Source organism: Cognatiluteimonas lumbrici, from assembly GCF_006476065.1.
In the GTDB taxonomy this organism is placed as follows: domain Bacteria; phylum Pseudomonadota; class Gammaproteobacteria; order Xanthomonadales; family Xanthomonadaceae; genus Cognatiluteimonas; species Cognatiluteimonas lumbrici.
The window spans coordinates 2124952-2147554 of sequence record NZ_ML636798.1 but is presented as its reverse complement, the minus strand read 5'-3'; the positions used below and the strand labels follow the sequence as shown (position 1 = coordinate 2147554).

The following is a 22603-nucleotide window of genomic DNA, read 5'->3' as shown; positions in this document are numbered from 1 at the left end:
TCGCCCCCGTCGACCCGCAGCCCGCGCCCTCGCCGCGGCCGTCGCCGTGTCGCTGCTCGCGGTGGCGACCGCCGTCGGCGCCCGCAGCTCCGACCGCAACAAGCCGATGGACATCTACGCGGGGCACCAGAGCGGCACGTTCAGCGGAGACAGCGTCAACACCCTGTCCGGCGGCGTGCGCATCACCCAGGGCACGCTCGAGATCACCTCGCAGGGCGCGAAGATCACCCTGTCCGACGGCGAGCCGGTGCGCGCGGTGTTCACCGGCTCGGTGGAGCTCAGGCAGCAGATGGACGACGGCACGCCGATGACCGCGAAGGCCGCGAACGTGGACTACAACCTGACCACCGAGGTGGTGGTGTTCACCGGCAACGTGAGCATCTCGCAGCCGCGCGGCACCATGAGCGGCGAGCGCGTCGTCTACAACCTGAAGACCGGCGGCGTGGAGAGCGGCGGCCAGGGCAGCGGCCGCGTGCACATGCGCATCCTGCCGAAGGCGGCGCGCGGCGGCTCGACGCAGGACGACACCGACCCGGCCGGGGACGGCAACTAGATGCTCGTCGCCGAAGGGCTGCGCAAGCGCTACCGCTCGCGCGAGGTGGTGCGCGACTTCGGCCTGAGCCTGGACGCCGGCGAAGTCGTCGGCCTGCTCGGCCCGAACGGCGCCGGCAAGACCACCTGCTTCTACATGATCGTCGGGCTGGTGCCGGCGGATGCCGGGCGCATCGTGCTCGACGGCACCGACATCACCGCCGAGCCCATGTACATCCGCGCCAAGCGCGGCGTCGGCTACCTGCCGCAGGAACCGTCGGTGTTCCGCAAGCTCAGCGTGGCCGACAACATCCGCCTGGTGCTGGAGCTGCGCCCGGACCTGGACAAGGCCGGCCGCGAGAAGGAACTCGCCGACCTGATGGACGAGCTCCAGGTCAACCACGTCGCCGCCCAGTCCGGCGCCAGCCTGTCCGGCGGCGAGCGCCGGCGCGTGGAGATCGCGCGCGCGCTCGCGGCGCGGCCGCGGCTGATGCTGCTCGACGAACCGTTCGCAGGCGTGGACCCGATCTCGGTCGGCGAGATCCAGCGCATCGTCCGCCACCTGAAGAACCGCGGCATCGGCGTGCTGATCACCGACCACAACGTGCGCGAGACGCTCGGCATCTGCGACCGCGCCTACATCCTCAACGAGGGCGGCGTGCTTGCCCAGGGCGCCCCCGACGCGTTGCTGTCCAACCCGGACGTGCGGCGCGTCTACCTGGGCGAGTCGTTCCGCCTATAGATGAAGCCCAGGCTGCAGACGTCGCTCGGCCAGCAACTGGTGCTCACGCCCCAGCTGCGGCAGGCGATCCGCCTGTTGCAGCTGTCCGGCCCCGAACTCGACGCCGAACTGGCGGCCGCGGTCGAGAGCAACCCGCTGCTGGACTGGGCCGAGCCGGGACGCGTCGAAGCCGGCTCCGACGCCACGGCCGCCTCCGCGGATCCCGGCCAGCCCGACGCCGGCACCCCGCCGGGCGAGCTCGAGGCCTGGAGCGGCGCCGGTGGCGGCTGGTCGGACGAGGATGGCGACCCCGCCGAGCGCGTCGCGGCCGTCGAGTCGCTGCACGAACACCTGTTGTGGCAGCTCCGGCTGGGGCCGCTGGGCCCGCGCGACCTGCGCATCGCCGAAGCCCTGGTGGACGCCATCGACGACGACGGCTACCTGCGCGAGCCGCTGGCAGGCATCGCCGAGGGCCTGGGCCCGGAGCTCGAGGTGGACGAGCAGGCGCTGCTGCCCGTGCTGCGCGAACTGCAGCGTTGCGATCCGCCCGGGGTCGGCGCGCGCGACCTCGGCGAATGCCTGGCATTTCAACTTGACCTGATGCCGGAGGACACGCCGGCGCGGGCGCTGGCGCTGCGCATCGCGCGCGAGATGCTCGAGCGCGTGCCGCGCGCGGGTGCCGACGGCCTGGCCACGGAGCTGCGTTGCACGCCGGACGAGGCCGCCGAGGCGCTGGCCCTGCTGCGCGGTCTCGACCCGCGCCCTGGCGCCGCCTTCGGCGGCCTGCCCGGGGACACCTACGTCACCCCGGACTGCGTGGTCTGGCGCGAACAGGGCACCTGGCGGGTGGCGCTGGCCGGCAACCACGCCGCCAGGCTGACCATCCACGCCGGCTACGCCGGCATGATCGGCCGCGCCAGCCCCGGGGACGCCGGCTACCTGCGCGGGCACCTGCAGGAGGCGCGCTGGCTGCTGAAGAACCTGGAGCAGCGCGGCGAAACGCTGATGCGCGTGGTCCAGTGCCTGGTGCACGAGCAGTCCGCGTTCCTCGAGTTCGGAGACCAGGCGCTGCGTCCGCTCACCCTGCGCGAGGTCGCGACCCGGCTCGGCCTGCACGAATCCACCGTCTCGCGCGCTGTGGCGCGCAAGCACGTGCGCACGCCTCGCGGCACCATGCCCTTGCGCGCGTTCTTCGCCTCGGGCATCGGCATCGCCGGCGGCGGCGAGGCCTCGAGCACCGCCATCCAGGCCATGATCCGGCGCCTGGTCGAGGCCGAGGACCCCCGCAAGCCGCTGTCCGACGCGCGCCTGGCCGCGGCGCTCGAGGCCAGCGGCATCCCGGTGGCCCGCCGCACCGTGGCGAAGTACCGCGAGGCCATGAACATCCCCTCCTCCCAGGATCGCGTCCGCCTGGCCTGAGCTACCGCGGTCGGGCCGGTTTTTTAACCGGATGTTCACCGCGCCGCTCCGTTTCCGGGCCATGCTGTAGCCGACCCAAGGCAGACGGAGGAGAGTGCGATGCGCATCGAGACCCGCGGGCAGGAAATCGAAGTCACCCCGGCCATGCACGAGTACGTCCAGACCCGGTTCGCCCGCCTGGGCCGCCACTTCGACCAGCCGATGGAAGTGCGCACCCTGCTGGTGGTGGACAAGCCCGAGCACCGCGCCGAAGCCACCGTCAGCTTCGCGGGCCGCACCCTGCACGCCGACGCCAGCGGCGTGGACATGTACGCCGCGATCGACCTGCTGTCGGACAAGCTCGACCGCCTGCTGGCCAAGCACAAGGGCAAGCAGGTGGACGCGCACCGCCGGGCCGAGAGCGCGGCACGCAGCGGCGACTTCGCCTAGCATTGGGGGTCCCGGCCCACGAGCGGCCCTTCGCCAGCCCGCGATGCCAGCGACCCACCTGCTCCATCCCGACCGCATTGCCGTGCTCGACGACCCGGTCGACCGCGACGGCGTGCTCGCGGAAGCGGCGCGGCTGCTGACGCTCGATTCGGCCGGCGACACCGCCGCGATCGCCGAATGCCTGCGCCAGCGCGAGCGCCTGGGGAGCACCGCGATCGGCCATGGCGTGGCCATCCCGCACGGCCGCTGCAACACCTTCGACGACGCCCGCGCCTCCTTCCTCCGGCTGCGCGAGCCCACCGACTTCGAAGCCGGCGACGGCACCCCGGTGGACCTGGTCTTCGCCATGACCGTGCCGCGGCACTTCACCCAGCAGCACCTGCAGCTGCTGTCGGAACTGGCGGAGACCTTCGCCGACCCCGGGTTCCGCGCGGCCCTGCGCGCCGCGCCCGACGCCGACGCGCTGCGCGGCGTGCTGCAGGTCCGGGGCTAGGGGGAACGCATGCACGCGAGCATCAGCGCCGGCCAACTGTTCGAGCAGCTGCGCGAGCGCCTGGACCTGCGCTGGATCGCCGGCGAGAGCGGGCGCTGCAACACCCTGGAAGCCGTGGACACCGTGGCCCGGCGGCCCTCGCTGGCCGGCTACCTCAACGCGATCTACCCGAACAAGGTGCAGATCCTCGGCACCGAGGAACTCAGCTGGCTGGACACCCTGGATTCGCGCCAGCGCTGGGAGACCATCCAGAAGATCGTGCACTTCGCCCCGCTGGCGCTGGTGATCAGCAAGGACCAGTCCTGCCCCGAGGACCTGCGGATCGCGGCCGAGGAAACCGACACCCCGCTGTGGTCCTCGCCCAAGCGCGGCCACGAGCTGCTCAACCACCTGCAGTACCACCTGGCGCGCACGCTGGCGCCGCGGGTCACGTTGCACGGGGTGTTCATGGAGGTCTATTCGATCGGCGTGCTGGTGACCGGCGAGCCGGGCCTGGGCAAGAGCGAGCTGGCGCTCGAGCTGATCACCCGCGGCCACCGCCTGGTCGCGGACGACGCCCCGGAGTTCACCCAGATCGCGCCGGACGTGCTCGACGGCACCTGCCCGGAACTGCTGCAGGACCTGCTCGAGGTGCGCGGCCTCGGCGTGCTCAACATCCGCGACATGTTCGGCGACACCGCGGTGAAGCGGAACAAGTACCTGCGCCTGATCGTCCACCTCGCGCAGCCCAGCGCGGCGCCGTCGCCCGACGGTCTGGAGCGGCTGACCGGCGACCTCGGCTCGCGCCGGGTGCTCGACCTCGACGTGCCGACCGTGACCCTGCCGGTGATGGCCGGCCGCAACCTGGCGGTGCTGACCGAGGCGGCGGCGCGCGTGCACATCCTGCGCGCGAAGGGCGTGGACCCCGCGGCGGCCTTCATGGCGCGCCACAGCCACTTCCTGGAGCGCGCGACATGAGCAACGACGCCCCCCGCCTGGTCATCGTCACCGGCATGTCCGGCTCGGGCAAGTCGGTGGCGCTGAAGACCTTCGAGGACCTCGGCTTCTATTGCGTGGACAACCTGCCGGCGGAGTTGCTGCCGCAATTCGTGCGCACGGTCACCGGCTCCGAGGAGACCCCGGACAAGCTCGCGGTCGGCATCGACATCCGCAACCGCAGCAGCGACCTGTCGCAGATCCCGGAGTGGCTGTCGGCGGTCGGCGCGCTCGGCCTGGACCCGCAGCTGGTGTTCTTCGACACCGACGACGCGATGCTGCTCCGGCGCTACGCCGACACCCGCCGCAGGCACCCGCTGAGCCACCTCGGCCTGGTGCTGGCGGACGCGATCTCGCTCGAGCGACAGGCGCTCAAGCCGTTGCAGCGGATCGCCGACGTGGTCATCGACACCAGTGGGCTCAACGTGCACCAGCTGCGCCGCCAGGTGATCACGGAGTTCGCGCTCGGGGGCGACCAGTCGCTGTCGCTGCTGTTCGAATCCTTCGCCTATCGCCGCGGCCTGCCGCCCGGGGCCGACTTCGTGTTCGACGCGCGGGTGCTGCCCAACCCGCACTGGAACCCCGAGCTGCGCCCCCTGTCCGGGCGCGACCAGCCGGTGCGCGAGCACCTGGACCAGGAGCCGGACGTGGTCGCCTATGCGAACCAGGTCGCGGGTTTCCTCGACGCCTGGCTGCCGCGGCTGGGCACCGACACCCGCAGCTACGCGACCATCGCCTTCGGCTGCACCGGCGGCCGCCACCGCTCGGTGTACCTCGCCGAGCGCCTGGCCGAGCACTGCCGCAGCAAGGGCTGGGCTGAAGTGGCGGTGCACCACCGCGAACTGGATTGACGCGAACCGCCCGTTGCGCTGATCCTGCCCGGGGTATCCCGGGGAGAAGCATCGAATGAAGAAGCGCGTTTCCATGGCTGCCGCGCGCGCGGCATGGTCCGCCGTTTTGCTGGCCGCGGGCCTGTGCCTGCTGGCGCCGGCGGCCGCCGCCACGCTCGATCCCGAGCGCCTGCCGGCGATCCAGGCGGCGACCTTCGAGGTGGTCTCGGCCAAGCCGGTGGACGACCCGCTCGAGTACGAGAAGCCGCTGCCGTACGAACAGCTCCCCTTCCAGCAGCGCAACGACAAGTACCACTCGATCGGGACCGCGTTCTCGATCGGCAACGGGCGCTACGTCACCGCGGCGCACGTACTGCTGTCCGGCGTCAACAGCCTCTGGGGCGAACCGGCGCTGCGCGACAATGCCGGCAAGGTCTACGCCATCGACAAGGTCCACAAGTTCTCGCTGGAGAAGGACTTCGTGGTGTTCTCGCTGAAGGAACGGCCGGCGGGGGCTCCGCTGGAGGTGGCCCCGAAACCGGCGCCCGGGCGCGCGGTGTACTCGGTGGGCAACGCCTACGGCACCGGCGTGGTGATCCGCGACGGCCTGTACACCTCCGACACGCCGGAGCAGCAGGACGGGCGCTGGGACTGGATGCGCTTCTCCGCCGCCGCCTCGCCCGGCAACAGCGGCGGCCCGCTGGTGGACGAGGCCGGCAAGGTCATCGGCGTGGTGCTGGCCAAGTCGCCCAACGAGAACCTCAACTACGCGCTGCCCATCGGGATGGTGATGGACGCGCCCGACGGGGTCGGCTCGATCGAGCAGCGCATCGGCTACCAGTTCGACGTGTTCGACAGCACCATCACCGACACGCTGCGCGCCAGCTTCGACCTCCCGCTCCCCCTCGCCCGCTTCTTCGCCGAGTACAAGCGCACCACCAACGCCTGGTACGACCAGCAGCTCGCCGCCCTGCTCGCGCAGGAGAAGGCGCGCCTGTTCCCCAACGGCAACGGCTCCGACGCGCTGCTGCACAGCATCGCGACCATGGGCAACTTCCCCAAGGTGGTGGTCCGCGGCGGCAACGACACCTGGGGCGTCGCCGGCGAGGAGCGCAACGACATCCGCCTGTCCGGCAACGGGCACGTGACCCCGGGCAGCTACGGCAACAACTTCCTGTTCCACCTGCGCCGTCCCGACGACATCCCGGCCGGCGACTTCTACTCCGACCCGCAGCTGCCGATGGGCCTGCTGCTGCAGGTCGGGTTCCTGAAGCGCCCGTTCGGCAACGAGCAGATCCTGGTCACCTCGCTTGGCAAGCCGAGCGGCAACGTGGCGCACCGCGACGCCTGGGGCCGCAACTGGCGCCTTTGGACTTGGGACCTCGCCTACGCCAACGCCAAGATCGCGGTGCTGGCGCTGCCGGTGCCCGACGGCTACGTCGGCGTCGCCCGCTCCACGATCGCGATGCAGGAGCACGACCAGGCCATCAACATGCTGGCGCTGGCCGACTTCATCTACGCCAACTACGACGGCACCCTGGCGCAGTGGAAGCAGTTCCTGGCGCAGCCCGGCGTGCTGCCGGAGGCGCTGCGCGACGTGGACATCGACTTCAGCTACGGCAAGCATTTCCGCTACGACTCCGGGCGCCTCGCGTTCGGCTACACCCCCGAGCTGCAGCGCATCGGCGAGGACAGCATGCTGACGCTGGGCTTCTCGTTCTTCCGCGACGGCGGCGACACCGTGTGGGACGTCGCCGAGGCCTGGGTCTCGGCCAAGGCGCTGGAGGACAACTACGTGATGATCGTGCGCAATCCCTCGCCGCCGTCGCACCTGGGCAACGACTACCTCAACGAGTGGAGCCGCCTGGTCGAGCGCAAGTTCCCCTACAACGAGGTGCCGCGCCGCGAGGACGATTCCAGCCGGATCACCACGGTGGTGGCCGCGGACGGGGTGGAATCGCCCTCGGTGCTGTACGCTGCGTACGTCTCCACCGAAGGCAGCCCGCCGGAGGACGAGATCAAGGGCAAGCTGGACCGCCTGCTCAAGGACATGAAGGTCAAGGAGCGCTGAGCGTGGTCGGCGTGCTGCTGGTCACGCACAAGGGCATCGGCAGCGCGCTGCTGTCGGTGGCCGAGAAGCTGCTGCGCAACCTGCCGCTGAAGGCGGAAGCCTTCGAGATCGCCTTCGACGACGATCCCGAGCGCCTGCTGCCGCAGGCCAGCGCGGCGCTGCGACGGGTGGATGGCGGCGACGGCGTGCTGGTGCTGACCGACCTGTACGGGGCGACGCCCAGCAACCTGGCGGCGAAGCTCGCGCACCTGGGAACGCCGGTGCGCCGGGTCTCGGCGCTGAGCCTGCCGATGCTGCTGCGGGTGATGAACTACGCCGAGCTCGGCCTGGAGGAACTGCCCGCGGTGGCCGCCGCGGGCGCACGCAACGGAGTGGTGCATGACGATGGCTGAGGTCTGGCGCACGTGATCGAACGCGAACTACTGGTCTCGAACCGGCTCGGGCTGCATGCGCGGGCCACCGCCAAGCTGGTGCAGCTGCTGTCCGGCTACCGCTGCAACGCGACGCTGTCGGCGCGCGGGCGGGACGTCAACGCCAAGAGCATCATGGGAGTCATGCTGCTGGCCGCGGGCAACGGCACCCCGGTGCTGCTGCGGGTGGAGGGGGAGGACGAGGCCGCGGCCGCCGAGGCAGTGGCGGCATTGTTCGAGCGGCGCTTCGACGAGGACGAGTGATGCGGCGCGAACTGCACGGGCAGGGCGCCGCGCGCGGCAGCGCGCTGGGACGCGCGCGGGTGCGCATGCCTCACGTGCTGGAGATCGTCGAGGAACGGGTCGAGGACGCCGAAGCCGAACTGGCCCGGCTGCACGAGGCGATCCGCATCGTGCGCCTGGAGATGCAGGCCCTGCGCGAGCGCCTGCAGGGCGCCCTCGCCCACGAGGCCGGCGAGTTCCTCGACCTGCACGCGCTGCTGCTCGACGATCCGGAGCTGCTGCAAGGCCTCGATGCCCTGATCCGCGAGGAGCGCTATTCCGCCGACTATGCCCTGCGCCTGCAGCGCGAGCGCATCGCCGGCGTGTTCGCGGACATGGACGACGACTACCTGCGCAGCCGCATCGACGATATCGACCAGGTCATCGGCCGCATCCACGCCGCGCTGCACCGCGACCCCACGGGCGTGGGCGGTGTCGCCGGCGAGATCCTGGTCACCGACAACGTCGCCCCGGCCGAGCTCGCGCAGCTCCAGGGCCAGGGCGTGATGGCGGTGGTCACCACCGGCGGCAGCCCGCTCTCGCACAGCGCGATCCTGGCGCGCAGCCTGCACCTGCCGCTGGTGGTCGGCGCCGCCATGGCGCTGCAGAAGGTGAACGACGGCGACGTGCTGGTGGTGGACGGCGCCACCGGCACCGTGGTGCTGGAACCGGACGCCGCCGACCTGCGCGCGCACCGCGCGCGCCTGCGCGACCAGGCCCGCGAGCGTAGGCAGCTGCGGCGGCTGCGGCGCGTGCCCTCGCGCACGCTCGATGGCGTCGACATCAGGCTGTGGGCCAACGCCGAATCCCGCGAGGACGTGGCCGAGGCGCACGCGCTGGGCGCCGCCGGCGTCGGCCTGTACCGCACCGAGTTCCTGTTCCTGGAGAACCGCGAACTGCCCGACGAGGAGCGCCAGTTCCGCGCCTACCGCGACCTCGTGCTCGGCATGACCGGCCGCACGGTCACCATCCGCACCCTGGACCTGGGCGCGGACAAGGCCGACCGCAGCGGCCTTGTGCTCGACAACGAACCCAACCCGGCCATGGGCGTGCGCGGCGTGCGCCTGTCGCTGCGCCGGCCCGGGCTGTTCGAGACCCAGCTGCGCGCGATCGCGCGCGCGTCCGGCTACGGGCCGGTCCGGCTGCTGCTGCCGATGGTGTCCGGGCGCGAGGAGGTGCTGGAGGCCCGCGCGCGCCTCGAACGCGTGCGCCGGGAGCTGCGCGACGCCGGGCAGCCGGTCGCCGACGAGATCCCGGTCGGCGCGATGATCGAGGTGCCGGCGGCGGCGCTGGCCCTGCCCGGCTTCATCGGCGAGCTCGACTTCCTCTCGGTCGGCACCAACGACCTGGTGCAGTACCTGCTGGCGGCGGACCGCAACAACGACGCGCTCGGCGAGTTGTATTCGCCGCTGCACCCGGCGGTGCTGCGCCTGCTGGCGATGGTCGCGCGCACCGCCCGCGAGCGCGGCAAGCCGGTGGCGGTGTGTGGCGAGATCGCGGGCGACGCCGCCTTCGTGCCGCTGTTGCTGGCGCTTGGCATGGAAGAACTGAGCATGCATCCGGGCACCCTGCTCGAGGTCCGGCGCGCCGTCCGCGGCTGCGACCTGGGCCGGCTGCGCGCACGCCTGCCGGGCCTGCTGCGCGCACGCGACCGCGCCGGCATCGAGGCATGGATGCACAAGGTGCTGCCCAATGACGATAAAGAGGCGATAATGGCGCGATGAACGCGTAACCCCTGTCGCGCCCCCGTGGCTGCGACGCGCCAACCCCCGCAAAGGGACGCCCCATGGCCGAAGCCGTCCGCCACGACAAGACCGCGCGCCAGCTGCGACTGCTGTCGGACGCGCTCGACAGCGGCCGGCTGGGCCCGGTCAAGCGCCTGGTCAACACGCTGTCGCCGGCGGAGATCGGCAACCTGCTCGAATCGCTCCCGCCCGGCCAGCGCACGGTGGTCTGGGGCCTGGTCGACACCGAGGACGACGGCGAGGTGCTGCTGCACGTCGGCGACGAGGTCCGCGAGGGCCTGATCGCGGACATGGACCCGGACGAGATCGTCGCCGCGGTCGAGGACCTCGACATCGACGACCTCGCCGACCTGGTCGAGGACCTGCCCGGCACCGTCATCGACGAAGTGCTCAAGTCGATGGACCGGGAGAACCGCGAGCGCCTCGAGCAGGTGCTGTCCTATCCCGAGGACACCGCCGGCCGCCTGATGAACCCGGACGTGGTGACGGTGCGCACCGACACCACCGTGGACGTGGTGCTGCGCTACCTGCGCCTGCGCGGCGAGCTCCCCGACCACACCGACCACCTGTACGTGGTCAGCCGTCGCCACCAGTACCTGGGCCGGATCGCGCTGCAGGCGCTGCTGACCCACGAGGCCAACACCCCGATCAACGCGCTGCTCGACGACGAGCAGCCGGCGATCGACGTCGGCGAGTCGGCCGAGGAAGTCGCGCGCCAGTTCTCCGACCACGACTGGATCTCGGCGCCGGTGGTGGACGACAACAACATCCTGCTCGGCCGCATCACCATCGACGACGTGGTCGACATCATCCGCGAGCAGGCCGAGCACCAGGCGCTGGGCGCCGCCGGCCTGGACGAGGACGAGGACCTGTTCAGCCCGGTGCGGCGCGCGGTGCGCGGACGCGTGGTGTGGCTGGCGGTGAACCTGGTCACCGCCTTCCTCGCCGCCAGCGTGGTCGGCCAGTTCGAGGCCTCGCTGGAACAGCTGGTCGCGCTGGCGGTGCTGATGCCGATCGTGGCCGGCATGGGCGGCAACGCCGGCACCCAGGTGCTGGCGCTGATGGTGCGCGGCCTCGCGCTGGGCCAGGTCGGCTCCAGCAACGCGCGCGTGCTGCTGTGGAAGGAGATCCGGGTCGCGCTGCTCAACGGCGCGATGCTCGGCACGGTGGTCGGGGTGGTCGCGCTGGCCTGGTTCCACAGCTGGGGCCTGGCGCTGGTCATCGGCGCCGCGCTGACCATCACCTTCTGCGCGGCCGCGCTGGCCGGGGTGCTGGTGCCGCTCGCGCTCAAGCGCATGGGCTACGACCCGGCCCTGGCCGGCGGCGTGATCCTCACCACGGTGACCGACGTGGTCGGCTTCCTGAGCTTCCTCGGGCTGGCGACGCTGGTGCTGCTGCGCTAGCCAGCCGCGCCGAGCACTTCCTCCAGCACCGCCATCCGCACCGCCACGCCGTTGGCGACCTGGCGCAGGACCAGCGACTGCGGACCGTCGGCGACCTCGGCATCGATTTCCACGCCGCGGTTCATCGGTCCCGGGTGCAGCACCACGGCACCGTCGGCGGCGGCGCGCAGGCGCCGTGTCGTCAGCCCGTAGTCGCGGTGGTACTGCTCCAGCGAGGGCACCAGCCCGCCGACCATGCGCTCGCGCTGCAGGCGCAGCATCATCACCGCGTCCACCCCGTCCAGCGCAGCGTCCAGGTCGGTGGTCACCACGCATCCCGCAGTGACCACCGGGTCCGGGAGCAACGATTGCGGTCCGCACACGCGGATCTCGCCGGCGCCCAGCGCGCGCAGCGCATGCAGGTCGGAGCGCGCCACGCGCGAGTGGCGGACGTCGCCGACGATCAGCACCTTCAGCCGCGAGAAGTCGTCGCCCTTGGCCTGGCGCAGGGCCAGCATGTCCAGCAGGCCCTGGGTCGGGTGCGCGTTGCGGCCGTCGCCGGCGTTGACCAGCGCGGTGCCGGGGCCGGCCGCGGCGGCCAGTTCGGCCACGGCGCCGTCCTCCGCGTGCCGGACCACGAACGCGTGCACGCCCATCGCCTCGAGCGTGCGCAGGGTGTCCACGTCCGACTCGCCCTTCCTGGCCGAAGAGCTCGCGGCGTTGAAGTCCACCACGTCCGCGCCGAGCCGGGTGGCGGCGAGCTGGAAGCTGGAGCGCGTGCGGGTGGACGGTTCGAAGAACAGCGTGCACACCGCCCTCCCGGCCAGGATGCCGCGCAACGCGGTGCCACCGTGGGCGTCGGGCAGCAGCGCCCGGGCGCGGTCGAGCAGGCGCGCGATGGTGGCGCGCGGCAGGCCTTCCAGGGTCAGCAGGTGGCGCAGGCGGCCGCTGTCGTCGGTCTGTTCGGTCATGGGGTGGCGGAAGTGACGGGAATGGCGTCCTGGGGCGCGGCCAGCCAGCGTTCGACGATCACGGCGGCGGCGACGGCGTCGAGCGCCGCGGCGTCGCGGCGGCGCTTGCGGCCCTGCGCGCGCTCGGCGGCGAAGCGCTGCGCGGCCTCGATCGAACTGGAGCGCTCGTCCACCAGCACCACCGGCAGCGCGTAGCGCGCGTGCAGCGCGGTCGCGAAGGCGCGTGCCTTGCGCCGGATCGGCTGGTCGCCGCCGTCCAGGGTCATCGGGTCGCCGACCACGAGTCCGTCAGGGCGCCACTCGCGCTGGAGCTGGTCGATCGCGGCCCAGTCCGGGCCTTGCGCGTGCACGTCCACCACCGCCAGCGCGCGCGCGCCGTGGCCGAACGCGCTGCCGACGGCGACGCCGATGCGACGCGCGCCGACGTCGAAACCGAGCACGGTGCCGTCGCGCCGGATGTCCGGCACCGTCCGTGCCTCCGGCGTGCCGGGCTCAGGCATGGCCGGCGTAATCGGCCATGCGCGACATGTCCACGCCGATCCGGCCCGCGGCACCCTGCCAACGCGCCTCCAGCGGCAGCCCGAACAGGAGTTCGGCATCGGCGGGCGCGGTCAGCCAGCTGTTCTCGCGCAGCTCGTGCTCGAGCTGGCCGGCGCCCCAGCCGGCGCAGCCCAGCGCGACCATCGCCGAGTCCGGGCCTTCGCCGCGCGCCAGCGCCTCGAGCACGTCGCGCGAGGTGGTGACGTAGAGGCCGTCGCCGATCGCCAGGCTGGAGTCCCAGCCGCGGTCGCCGTCGTGCAGCACGAAGCCGCGCTCCGGATGCACCGGCCCACCGGCCACCACCTGGCGCGCGTTCAGCGCCTCGTCCGCGCTCTCGATGCCCATCTGCCGGAACACCTCGCCCAGGGTGTACTCCGAAGGCCGGTTGACCACCACGCCCATGGCGCCGTCGGCGTCGTGCTGGCAGATGAGGGTCACGCTGCGCGCGAAGTTCGGATCGGACAGGGCCGGCAGCGCGATCAGCAACTGCCCGGCGAGGGTCTGCGGGGCTTCCATGGCGCCATTCTAGCCTGCGCTAGGATGGCAGCCCCGCCTTCGCCGGAGCCGCCATGCACGCCATCCGCCCGTCCCGCCCCCTGTTGCTGGCCGCGCTCGTCGCGCTGGCGCTGGCAGGCTGCCAGCGCGGCGGCGAACCGGCCGCCACCGGCACGCCCGCGGGCGACGCCGGCGCCCCGCCGAGCGAGGAGGCGCCCGCTCCCGCGGCGAGCTACGGCGTGCAGCACGCCGGCGACTACGCCACCGTGCCGCTCGAGGCCGACCTGTCGGCCTTCGACGACGACGGCAAGCGCATGATCGCCCTGCTCGTCCGCGCCAGCCAGGTGATGGACGAGATCTACTGGAAGCAGTCCTGGGACGGCGACCGCGAGGTGCTGCTGGCGCGCGCGCCGGATACCGCCACGCGCGACTGGATCGAGCTCAACTTCGGCCCCTGGGACCGGCTCAACGGCGACGCGCCGATGCTGCCGGGCATCGGCCCGCGCCCGCCGGGCGGGGTGTTCTACCCGGCCGACATGGACAAGGCCGAGTTCGAGGCCGCGGACCTGGCGGACAAGGCGTCGTGGTACACGCTGCTGCGCCGCGACGACGCCGGCAACCTGGTCACCGTGCCCTACCACGTGGCCTACAAGGCCGAGCTCGAGCGCGCAGCCGGCTACCTGCGCGAAGCCGCGGAGCTGAGCGAGGACGAGGATTTCGCCAACTACCTGGCGATGCGTGCCGACGCGCTGCTGGACGACGACTTCCGGCCCAGCGACATGGCGTGGATGGACATGAAGGGCAACGCCGTGGACGTGGTCATCGGCCCGATCGAGAGCTACGACGACCAGCTGTTCGGCTACAAGGCCGCCTACGAGGGCCTGGTGCTGATCAAGGACCAGGAGTGGAGCGCGCGGCTGGCGCGCTTCGCCCGCTTCCTGCCGGAACTGCAGCGCGGGCTCCCGGTGGACGCGAAGTACAAGGCAGAGATGCCCGGCTCCAACGCCGACCTGGGCGCGTACGAGGCGGTGTACTACGGCGGCAACGCCAACGTCGGGGCCAAGACCATCGCCATCAACCTGCCCAACGACGAGCAGGTGCAGCTGGCCAAGGGCACGCGCCGGCTGCAGCTCGAGAACGTGATGAAAGCGAAGTTCGACACCATCATGGTGCCGATCGCGCAGCAGCTCATCGTCGAGGAACAGCTCGACAACGTCACCTTCGACGCGTTCTTCCAGAACACCATGTTCCACGAGGTCGCGCACGGCCTCGGCATCAAGAACACCCTGGACGGCAAGGGCACCGTCTCCGAGGCGCTCAAGGACCAGGCCTCCAGCTTCGAGGAAGGCAAGGCCGACGTGCTCGGGCTGTACATGGTCGGCGCGCTGGCGGACAAGGGCGAGCTCGACGCATCGAAGCTGATGGACAACTACGTCACCTTCCTCGCCGGGATCCTGCGCTCGGTGCGCTTCGGCGCCGCCGACGCGCATGCGCGCGCGAACATGGTGCGCTTCAACTTCTTCGCCGAACAGGGCGCCTTCAGCCGCGACCCGGAAAGCGGCAAGTACCGGGTGGACTTCGAGAAGATGCAAGCCGCGATCGAAGCGCTCAGCCGCAAGCTGCTCACCATCCAGGGCGATGGCGACCATGCCGCGGCCAAGGCGCTGACGGACGAGCTGGGCGTGATCGGCGATGAACTCGCCGCGGACCTCGCCAAGCTCGAGGCCGCCGGCATCCCGATCGACGTGCGCTTCGAGCAGGGGCTGGACGTGCTGGGCCTCGAAGCGCCCTGAGCTTCATTGTGGGAGCGCGCCTTGCGCGCGATCGCGGCCAAGGGCCGCTCCCACAGCCCGTTTACAGGCATTGGTCCAGGATCGCCGCATGGCGATCCGCATCGGCATCTCCGGTTGGCGCTACGCGCCGTGGCGCGGGGTGTTCTACCCCGAGGGGCTGCCGCAACGCTGCGAGCTCGAGTACGCGGCCCGGCGCTTCGGCAGCGTCGAGATCAACGGCTCGTTCTACTCGCTGCAGTCGCCGAAGAGCTGGCAGTCCTGGCGCGACGCGACTCCGGATGGGTTCGTGTTCGCGGTCAAGGGGCCGCGCTACCTGACGCACATGCGGCGCCTGCGCGAGTTCGAGCGGCCGCTCGCCAACTTCCTCGCGTCCGGACTGCTGCGCCTGGGCGACCGGCTGGGGCCGGTCCTCTGGCAGTTGCCGCCGAACATGGCCTTCGACGCCGCACGCCTGGACGCGTTCCTCGCCGCCCTGCCCCGCGACACCGGCGAGGCGCTGGCGCTCGCACGCCGGCGCGACGTGGCGCTGATGCGCGGGCGCAGCGCGCTGGCGATCGATGCCGTGCGGCCGCTGCGGCACGCACTGGAGCCGCGCCACGAGAGCTTCGCAAGCCGCGAGGCGCTGGCCCTGCTGCGTCGCCACGGCATCGCGCTGGTGGTCGCCGACAGCGCCGGCAAGTTCCCGCGCTTCGAGCAGCGCACCGCCGGCTTCATGTACCTGCGCCTGCACGGCGACGAGCAGCTGTACGTGAGCGGCTACTCCGCGTCGGCGCTGGCGCGGTGGGAAAGGAAGATCCGGCGCTGGGCCGGCGACGGCGACGTCTACTGCTACTTCGACAACGACGCCAAGGTGCACGCGCCCTTCGACGCGCTGGCGCTGATGCAGCGGCTCGGCCTGGCCGACGACGTTCCGGTGCGACCCGTCGGGGCCCGCGGCGAGGACGCGCGGGCCGGGTGGCCCGCTATTTCGTCTCGGACAGGCTGACGCCGTCGAGCCCGGCCGACAGCGAGTGCGCGTCGCCGCCCTGGGCGAGCTTGATGCGCAGGCGCACCTCGTTGGCGGAGTCGGCGTAGCGCAGCGCATCCTCGTAGGAGATCTCGCCGGCCTGGTACAGCTCGAACAGGCTCTGGTCGAAGGTCTTCATGCCGAGGTTGGTGGACTCCTTCATCACTTCCTTGAGCTTGGCCACCTCGCCGTCGCGGATGTAGTCCTGCACCAGCGGCGTGCCCAGCAGGATCTCCATCGCCACACGCCGGCCCTTGCCGTCCGGGGTGGGGATCAGCTGCTGCGCGACCACGCCCTTGAGGTTCAGCGACAGGTCCATCAGCAGCTGGCCGCGCCGGTCCTCGGGGAAGAAGTTGATGATGCGGTCCATCGCCTGGTTGGCGTTGTTGGCGTGCAGCGTGCACAGCACCAGGTGGCCGGTCTCGGCGAAGGCGATGGCGTGGTCCATGCCCTCGCGGGTGCGCACCTCGCCGATCATGATCACGTCGGGCGCCTGGCGCAGGGTGTTCTTCAGCGCGTTCTCCCAGCTGTCGGTGTCGATGCCGACCTCGCGCTGGGTGATGATGCAGCCGGCGTGCTTGTGCACGAACTCGATCGGGTCCTCGATGGTGATGATGTGCCCGGTCGAGTTCTCGTTGCGGTAGCCGATCATGGCCGCGAGCGAGGTGCTCTTGCCGGTGCCGGTGGCGCCGACGAAGATGATGATGCCGCGCTTGGTCATCGCCAGCGTCTTGATGATCGGCGGCAGGTTCAGCTCCTCGACCGTCGGGATCCGGGTCTCGATCCGGCGCAGCACCATGCCCACCTGGTTGCGCTGGTAGAAGCAGGAGACGCGGAAGCGGCCGACGCCGGCAACGCCGATCGCGAAGTTGCACTCGTGGGTGCGCTCGAACTCCTCGCGCTGCGGCGGGGTCATCACGTTCAGCACCAGGTCGCGCGCCTGCTGCGGCGTGAGCGGGCTCTGCGTGATCGGCGAGATCTTGCCGTGGACCTTCATCGACGGCGGCATGCCGGCGGTGATGAACATGTCCGAGGCTTTCTGGTGCGCCATCAGCTTCAGGAACGAAGTGAAGTCGATGCCGCTGCCTGTGGGATTGGGTGTGCTCATGGCCTTGCTCCGGCGGCGTCAGTCGAACAGCCGCTTGTCCTTGGCGTACTCGCGGGCCTGCTGCTTGGCGACGACCGAACGCTTCACCAGGTCCTGCAGGTGCTGGTCGAGGGTCATCATGCCTGCCTGCTGGCCGGTCTGGATGGCGGAATACATCTGCGCGACCTTGTCCTCGCGGATCAGGTTGCGGATGGCCGGGGTGCCGACCATGATCTCCCACGCCGCGGTGCGGCCGCCGCCGACCTTCTTCAGCAGCGCCTGCGAGATCACCGCGCGCAGCGACTCCGACAGCATCGAGCGCACCATCGGCTTCTCGCCGGCCGGGAACACGTCGATGATGCGGTCGATGGTCTTGGCCGCCGACGAGGTGTGCAGGGTGCCGAACACGAGGTGGCCGGTCTCGGCCGCGGTCAGCGCCAGCCGGATCGTCTCCAGGTCGCGCATTTCGCCGACCAGGATGTAGTCCGGGTCCTCGCGCAGCGCCGAGCGCAGCGCCTCGCTGAAGCCGTGGGTGTCGCGGTGCACCTCGCGCTGGTTCACCAGGCACTTCTGCGAGGTGTGCACGAACTCGATCGGGTCCTCGACCGAGAGGATGTGCCCGTACTCGTTCTTGTTGATGTGGTCGAGCATCGCCGCCAGCGTGGTCGACTTGCCCGAGCCGGTCGGGCCGGTGACCAGGATCAGGCCCTGCGGCTGGTCGATCAGCTGCCGGAAGATCGGCGGGCAGCCCAGGTGCTCGAGCGTGAGCACCTCGGAGGGAATGGTGCGGAACACCGCGCCGGCGCCGCGGTTCTGGTTGAACGCGTTGACTCGGAAGCGCGCCAGGCCGGAGATCTCGAACGAGAAGTCGACCTCGAGGAACTCCTCGTAGTCGCGGCGCTGCTTGTCCGACATGATGTCGTACACGAGCGCGTGCACCTGCTTGTGGTCGAGCGCCGGGATGTTGATCCTGCGGACGTCGCCGTCCACCCGGATCATCGGCGGCAGCCCGGCCGACAGGTGCAGGTCCGAGGCCTTGTTCTTGACCGAAAACGCCAGAAGTTCGGCGATATCCATGCTTCTCCCCTGAAGCCAAGGTGGCCCCCGCGCTGGTGCGGGCGGGCCTCCGTGCGGCAGTATAGGCACAAATGCAACGGACGCTTCACGACCTCCTGCAGGCGCTGGAAGACGCGGCGCGGCGGACCGGAAGACCGCCCCCCCGATTATTGGCGGTCAGCAAGCTGCAGCCTGCGACCGCCGTCGCGGAACTGGCAGGGGCGATGCGCCGGGAACGCCCGGGAATGCGGCCGCTTTTCGGCGAGAACTACGTGCAGGAAGCGCGCGCGAAGCAAGCCGCCCTGGCCGGCCTCGACGCCGAGTGGCACCTCATCGGGCACCTGCAGTCGAACAAGGCGGCGGAGGCGGCGAACCTGTTCGACTGGGTGCAGACCGTGGACCGGCCGAAGCTGGCGCGGGCGCTGGGCGCAGCGCGCGACCCCGAGCGCGGGCCGCTCGCGGTGCTGCTGCAGGTGAACATCGACGACGAGCCCGGCAAGCACGGCTGCCGGCCGCAGGACATGGCGCAACTGGCCCGACAGGTGGCGGCCGAACCGAACCTGGCGCTGCGCGGCCTGATGGCGATCCCGGCGCCGTGGCCGGACATGCAGCAGCGGCGCGGGTCGTTCCGCCGCATGCACGCGCTGTTCGAGGCCTTGCGCGACGCCCACCCCGGCGTGGATACCCTGTCCATGGGCATGAGCGCCGACGCGACCATCGCGGTGGAGGAAGGCGCGACCATGGTCCGCGTCGGCACCGCGCTGTTCGGCGAGCGCCCGTCCGGACGGCACCCGGAAAACCCAGGAGCACCACAATGAAGCAAGCACTCCCCGTCGCCTTCATCGGCGGCGGCAACATGGCGCGCAGCCTGGTCGGCGGCTTGCTGGCGCGCGGCGTCGCGGCCGACGCGATCCGCGTGTCCGATCCGGCCGCGGCCTCGCGCGAGGCGCTGCACCACGACTTCGGCATCGCGACCTTCCCTGGCAACGCGGACGCGGTGCGCGGCGCGCCGACCTGGGTGTTCGCGGTGAAGCCGCAGGTGATGCGCACGGTATGCCAGGCGCTGGCGCCGATGGCGCAGGAGGCACGGCCGCTGGTGGTGTCGATCGCCGCCGGGATCACCGCCGGCCAGCTCGAGCAGTGGCTCGGCGGCGGCATCGCGGTGGCGCGCTGCATGCCCAACACCCCGGCGCTGCTCGGCGCCGGCGTCACCGGCCTGTACGCGAACCCGCGGGTGGACGCGGCCGGGCGCGACGCCGCGGAAGCGCTGCTGGCCGCGGCCGGCAAGACCGTGTGGATCGAGGACGAGGCCAGCATGGACGCGGTGACCGCCACCTCCGGCAGCGGTCCCGCCTACGTGTTCCTGCTGGCCGAAGCGATGCAGGCCGCGGCCCGCGAGCAGGGCCTGGCGGAGGACACCGCGCGGACGCTGGTGCTGCAGACCATCCTCGGCGCCGCGCGCATGCTGACCGAATCGGATGCCGATGCGGCCGAGCTGCGCAGGCGCGTGACCTCCCCCGGCGGCACCACCCAGGCCGCGATCGAGACCTTCGAGGCCGGCGGCTTCCGCGAGCTCGTAGGCCGCGCCATCGCCGCGGCCACTACCCGCGGCCGCGAGCTGTCGGCCGCCAACGACTGAGGCTCGCCCATGTTCCGCACTGCCCTTCTCGCCTTCTCCGCCGCCGCGCTGCTGGCCGGCTGCGCCCCGGATGCGCCGCCGGCCGCGCCGCACGAGGAAGTCCTGCAGCGCGGCGACACCACCGTCCGCGCGACGGTGATGCAGACCTCCACCCTGTCCGAGGCGATCGCCGCCCGCTACGGGATCGAACGCGGCGACGACCGGGTGCTGCTGGTGGTCGGGGTGCGCCAGGGCCCCGCCGAGGATCCGGCGGACGCCACCGTGACCGCCACTGCCACCGACCTGCGCGGCCGGCGCCACGCCATCCCGCTGCACGCGCTGGAGGCCGGCGGGCTGGTGGACCACGTCGGCAGCCTGCGGGTCGAGCTCCCGGCGACGCTGTCGTTCGAGATCGAAGTGCGGCGCGCGGGCGGCCAGCCCCTGCGCATGCGCTTCAACCACGACTTCCGCTGAGGGGTCGCGGCGCCAGCGCCGCTCCTACAGAGTGTTGGCCCAGGCCTGGATGATGCGGGCCATTTCGCGCACGCCGTCGGTCAGCGCAGCCGGGCCTGGCTGCAGGATGATCGGCGACTTGATTTCGTGCAGCTGCCCGTCGCGCACGGCCGGGATCGCGTCCCAGCCGGGCCGCGCGGCGACCTTGTCCGGGCGAAACTTCTTGCCGCACCAGGAGCCGAGGATGATGTCGGGCGCGCGCCGCACGACTTCCGACGCATCCTCGAGGATGCGCGCCTTCGCCAGCGGTTCGAGCGCGCGCTCCGGGAAGATGTCGTCGCCGCCGGCGATGCGCACCAACTCGGCGACCCAGCGGATCCCGGTGATCGGCGGCTCGTCCCACTCCTCGAAGTAGACCCTCGGCCGCCGCGGCAATGCCGCCGCCTCCTCCGCGATCGCCTCCAGCCCGCGCTCGAGCTCGTCGGCGTAGCTCGACGCGCGATCGGCGGCGCCGACCAGCGCGCCCAGCCGGCGCACGTAGTCGAGGATGCCGTCCACGCTGCGGTGGTTGCTGATCCAGACCTCCACGCCACGCCGCACCAGCTCTGCGGCGATGTCGGCCTGGATGTCGGAGAAGCCGACCACGAAGTCCGGCTGCAGGTCCAGGATGGCGTCGATCCTGGCGCTGGTGAAGGCGCTGACCTTCGGCTTCTCGCGGCGCGCACGCGGCGGACGCACGGTGAAGCCGCTGATGCCGACGATGCGGTCCTGCTCGCCGAGCGCGTACAGGACTTCGGTCGGCTCCTCGGTCAGGCAGACGATGCGCCGCGGCCCGTTGCCGCTGCTCACGGGTACAGCAGCCGCTTCGACCAGTGCGCGGCGACGTCGCGCTCGTACAGCACGCGATCGTGCAGGCGGAACTCGCCGGCGTGCCAGAACTCGATCCAGCGCGGGCGCACGCGGAAGCCGGTCCAGCGCGGCGGCCGCGGCACGTCGCGACCCTCGAACTGGCGCTCGGCCTCGGCCACGCGCGCGTCGAAGGTTGCGCGCGCGTCCAGCGTCTCCGACTGCAGCGAGGCCCAAGCGCCGATCTGGCTGCCGCGCGGACGGCTGGCGAAGTAGGCGTCGGCCTCCTCGTCCGGGACCATGTGCACGCGGCCCTCGATCCGCACCTGCACGCCGCGGCGCACGCGCGGCCAATGGAACAGCAGCGCCGCGTACGGGTTGTCCTGCAGCTCGCGGCCCTTGCGCCCGTCCAGGTGGGTGTAGAACACGAAGCCGCGCGGGTCGAAGGCCTTGAGCAGCACGGTGCGCGCCGAAGGACGCGCATCCAGCGTGGCGGTGGCCAGCGTCATCGCGGTGCGGTCGGGCTCTCCGGCGGCCGCGGCCTCGTCGAACAGCCGGGCGAACTCTGCCAGCGCTTCCGCGTACAGCGGGTCGGGAACGTGCTCGTCCATTGCGCTATTGTCGCCCGATGGCCCCCGCAAACAAGCACCCGTCCGCCGGCTACGCGCCGGCGTTCGTTTCAGCGATCCTCGACAAGGCCCTCGCGGCCGCCGATCCGGGCGGCGGGCCGCTGGTCCATGCCATCGCAGGGCTGCAGGGCACCGGCAAGTCCACGCTGTCGCTGCAGCTCGAGGAGCTGGGCCGGGAGCGCGGCTTGGCCGTGGTCCCGCTGTCCATCGACGACTTCTACCTGGGTCGTGCAGAGCGCCAGCGCCTGGGCCGCGAAGTGCACCCGCTGTGCGCGACGCGCGGCGCGCCCGGCAGCCACGACGTGCCGCTGGCCTGCGCCGTGCTCGATGCGCTCGCGCACGGCAAGCCGACGACGCTGCCCCGCTTCGACAAGATCGCCGACGACCGCCTGCCCGAATCGCAATGGCCCACCGTGCACCACGCCGACCTGGTGGTGCTCGAGGGCTGGTTCCTGAAAGTGCCTCCGCAGGCGCCCGCGGAGCTGGTCGAGCCGATCAATGGGCTCGAGCGCGACGAGGATCCGGACGGCACCTGGCGCAGTTGGGTGAATCGGTCGCTGGCCGACGACTACCCCGAACTGTGGAAGCGGCTTCCGCGGATGCTGTTCCTGCAGGGCCCCGGCTTCGAGGTCGTGCCGACTTGGCGCTGGCAGCAGGAGCAGACCCTGCAGGCGCAGCACCCCGACCGCAAGGCCATGGACCAGGCCCAGGTGATGCGATTCGTGCAGTTCTTCGAGCGCGTCAGCCGCCACGCCCTCGCGACCTGGCCGGCCATCGCCGACGACACCATCCGCCTCGACGCCGAGCGCACTCCCCTGTAG

At 71.5% G+C, this 22603-nt stretch carries 25 protein-coding genes; 18 read left to right on the top strand and 7 right to left on the bottom strand.

The window, feature by feature from the left end; genetic code table 11:
* Window positions 1-46: 46 nt before the first annotated feature.
* The 12 genes from lptA to mgtE all read left to right on the top strand — a co-directional run bounded on the left by lptA (window position 47) and on the right by mgtE (window position 11309).
* A complete protein-coding gene (gene lptA / locus E4F25_RS10400) occupies window positions 47-553 on the top strand; it encodes a lipopolysaccharide transport periplasmic protein LptA (RefSeq protein ID WP_246069857.1) in 507 nt (168 codons plus the stop codon).
* Window positions 554-1273, top strand: a complete 720-nt coding sequence (gene lptB / locus E4F25_RS10395) for an LPS export ABC transporter ATP-binding protein (protein WP_140910061.1) — start codon at window positions 554-556, stop codon at window positions 1271-1273.
* A complete protein-coding gene (locus E4F25_RS10390) occupies window positions 1274-2671 on the top strand; it encodes an RNA polymerase factor sigma-54 (protein ID WP_140910060.1) in 1398 nt (465 codons plus the stop codon).
* A gap of 99 nt (window positions 2672-2770) precedes the next feature.
* The gene (gene hpf / locus E4F25_RS10385) at window positions 2771-3100 is read left to right on the top strand and encodes a ribosome hibernation-promoting factor, HPF/YfiA family (protein ID WP_140910059.1); all 330 of its coding nucleotides are present in this window, start codon (window positions 2771-2773) and stop codon (window positions 3098-3100) included.
* Window positions 3101-3143: 43 nt separating this feature from the next.
* Entirely contained in the window at window positions 3144-3593 is a 450-nt protein-coding gene (locus tag E4F25_RS10380; protein ID WP_140910058.1) for a PTS sugar transporter subunit IIA, read from the top strand.
* Window positions 3594-3602: 9 nt separating this feature from the next.
* Window positions 3603-4550, top strand: a complete 948-nt coding sequence (gene hprK, locus E4F25_RS10375; RefSeq protein WP_140910057.1) for an HPr(Ser) kinase/phosphatase — start codon at window positions 3603-3605, stop codon at window positions 4548-4550.
* Window positions 4547-5419: an RNase adapter RapZ gene (rapZ, locus tag E4F25_RS10370; RefSeq protein ID WP_140910056.1), complete on the top strand. Its 873-nt coding sequence runs from the start codon at window positions 4547-4549 to the stop codon at window positions 5417-5419. Before hprK ends, rapZ begins: the two co-directional genes overlap by 4 nt.
* Window positions 5420-5474: 55 nt before the next feature.
* Window positions 5475-7469: a S1 family peptidase gene (locus E4F25_RS10365; RefSeq protein ID WP_246069856.1), complete on the top strand. Its 1995-nt coding sequence runs from the start codon at window positions 5475-5477 to the stop codon at window positions 7467-7469.
* Window positions 7470-7471: 2 nt separating this feature from the next.
* Window positions 7472-7861 carry a PTS sugar transporter subunit IIA gene (locus E4F25_RS10360; protein ID WP_140910055.1) on the top strand — a complete coding sequence of 130 codons (390 nt, stop codon included), beginning with the start codon at window positions 7472-7474 and terminating at the stop codon, window positions 7859-7861.
* 12 nt (window positions 7862-7873) lie between these two features.
* Entirely contained in the window at window positions 7874-8143 is a 270-nt protein-coding gene (locus E4F25_RS10355; protein ID WP_140910054.1) for an HPr family phosphocarrier protein, read from the top strand.
* The gene (ptsP, locus tag E4F25_RS10350; RefSeq protein ID WP_140910053.1) at window positions 8143-9885 is read left to right on the top strand and encodes a phosphoenolpyruvate--protein phosphotransferase; all 1743 of its coding nucleotides are present in this window, start codon (window positions 8143-8145) and stop codon (window positions 9883-9885) included. Before E4F25_RS10355 ends, ptsP begins: the two co-directional genes overlap by 1 nt.
* A gap of 62 nt (window positions 9886-9947) precedes the next feature.
* On the top strand, window positions 9948-11309 hold the full coding sequence (mgtE, locus tag E4F25_RS10345; RefSeq protein ID WP_140910052.1) for a magnesium transporter: 1362 nt from the start codon (window positions 9948-9950) through the stop codon (window positions 11307-11309).
* On the opposite strand, the gene E4F25_RS10340 is transcribed toward mgtE, so the two are convergent.
* The 3 genes from E4F25_RS10340 to E4F25_RS10330 are packed head-to-tail and all read right to left on the bottom strand — an operon-like array spanning window position 11306 to window position 13315.
* Window positions 11306-12259 carry an aspartate carbamoyltransferase catalytic subunit gene (locus tag E4F25_RS10340; RefSeq protein ID WP_140910051.1) on the bottom strand — a complete coding sequence of 318 codons (954 nt, stop codon included), beginning with the start codon at window positions 12257-12259 and terminating at the stop codon, window positions 11306-11308. The genes mgtE and E4F25_RS10340 overlap by 4 nt on opposite strands.
* Window positions 12256-12759, bottom strand: coding sequence for a Holliday junction resolvase RuvX (gene ruvX, locus E4F25_RS10335; RefSeq protein WP_140910050.1), 504 nt, complete (start codon window positions 12757-12759; stop codon window positions 12256-12258). Before ruvX ends, E4F25_RS10340 begins: the two co-directional genes overlap by 4 nt.
* Window positions 12752-13315, bottom strand: coding sequence for a YqgE/AlgH family protein (locus tag E4F25_RS10330; protein ID WP_140910049.1), 564 nt, complete (start codon window positions 13313-13315; stop codon window positions 12752-12754). Before E4F25_RS10330 ends, ruvX begins: the two co-directional genes overlap by 8 nt.
* A gap of 53 nt (window positions 13316-13368) precedes the next feature.
* Here E4F25_RS10330 and E4F25_RS10325 point away from each other — a divergent pair, with 53 nt between their 5' ends.
* On the top strand, window positions 13369-15087 hold the full coding sequence (locus tag E4F25_RS10325; RefSeq protein ID WP_140910048.1) for a dipeptidyl-peptidase 3 family protein: 1719 nt from the start codon (window positions 13369-13371) through the stop codon (window positions 15085-15087).
* Between the two features lie 88 nt (window positions 15088-15175).
* Window positions 15176-16072 carry a DUF72 domain-containing protein gene (locus tag E4F25_RS10320; RefSeq protein WP_140910047.1) on the top strand — a complete coding sequence of 299 codons (897 nt, stop codon included), beginning with the start codon at window positions 15176-15178 and terminating at the stop codon, window positions 16070-16072.
* Here E4F25_RS10320 and E4F25_RS10315 read toward each other — a convergent pair.
* Together E4F25_RS10315 and E4F25_RS10310 are read right to left on the bottom strand one after the other, a co-directional pair.
* Window positions 16050-17201 carry a PilT/PilU family type 4a pilus ATPase gene (locus E4F25_RS10315; protein ID WP_140910046.1) on the bottom strand — a complete coding sequence of 384 codons (1152 nt, stop codon included), beginning with the start codon at window positions 17199-17201 and terminating at the stop codon, window positions 16050-16052. The genes E4F25_RS10320 and E4F25_RS10315 overlap by 23 nt on opposite strands.
* 18 nt (window positions 17202-17219) lie before the next feature.
* On the bottom strand, window positions 17220-18257 hold the full coding sequence (locus tag E4F25_RS10310; protein ID WP_140910045.1) for a type IV pilus twitching motility protein PilT: 1038 nt from the start codon (window positions 18255-18257) through the stop codon (window positions 17220-17222).
* 71 nt (window positions 18258-18328) lie between these two features.
* Between E4F25_RS10310 and E4F25_RS10305 the strand changes: the two genes are divergently transcribed.
* Genes E4F25_RS10305 through E4F25_RS10295 form a run of 3 tightly spaced genes read left to right on the top strand, consistent with a single transcriptional unit; the run spans window position 18329 to window position 20328 of the window.
* Complete coding sequence (locus E4F25_RS10305; RefSeq protein ID WP_140910044.1) at window positions 18329-19054, top strand: YggS family pyridoxal phosphate-dependent enzyme; 726 nt, start codon at window positions 18329-18331, stop codon at window positions 19052-19054.
* Window positions 19051-19875, top strand: coding sequence for a pyrroline-5-carboxylate reductase (gene proC / locus E4F25_RS10300; protein ID WP_140910043.1), 825 nt, complete (start codon window positions 19051-19053; stop codon window positions 19873-19875). The genes E4F25_RS10305 and proC overlap by 4 nt, the downstream gene beginning before the upstream one ends.
* A 9-nt stretch (window positions 19876-19884) precedes the next feature.
* Window positions 19885-20328, top strand: a complete 444-nt coding sequence (locus tag E4F25_RS10295; protein ID WP_140910042.1) for a DUF4426 domain-containing protein — start codon at window positions 19885-19887, stop codon at window positions 20326-20328.
* A gap of 24 nt (window positions 20329-20352) precedes the next feature.
* On the opposite strand, the gene E4F25_RS10290 is transcribed toward E4F25_RS10295, so the two are convergent.
* Both E4F25_RS10290 and pdxH read right to left on the bottom strand, forming a co-directional pair.
* Window positions 20353-21156, bottom strand: a complete 804-nt coding sequence (locus tag E4F25_RS10290) for a cobalamin-binding protein (RefSeq protein WP_140910041.1) — start codon at window positions 21154-21156, stop codon at window positions 20353-20355.
* A complete protein-coding gene (pdxH, locus tag E4F25_RS10285; protein WP_140910040.1) occupies window positions 21153-21764 on the bottom strand; it encodes a pyridoxamine 5'-phosphate oxidase in 612 nt (203 codons plus the stop codon). Before pdxH ends, E4F25_RS10290 begins: the two co-directional genes overlap by 4 nt.
* 17 nt (window positions 21765-21781) lie before the next feature.
* Between pdxH and E4F25_RS10280 the strand changes: the two genes are divergently transcribed.
* On the top strand, window positions 21782-22603 hold the full coding sequence (locus E4F25_RS10280) for a kinase (protein ID WP_140910039.1): 822 nt from the start codon (window positions 21782-21784) through the stop codon (window positions 22601-22603).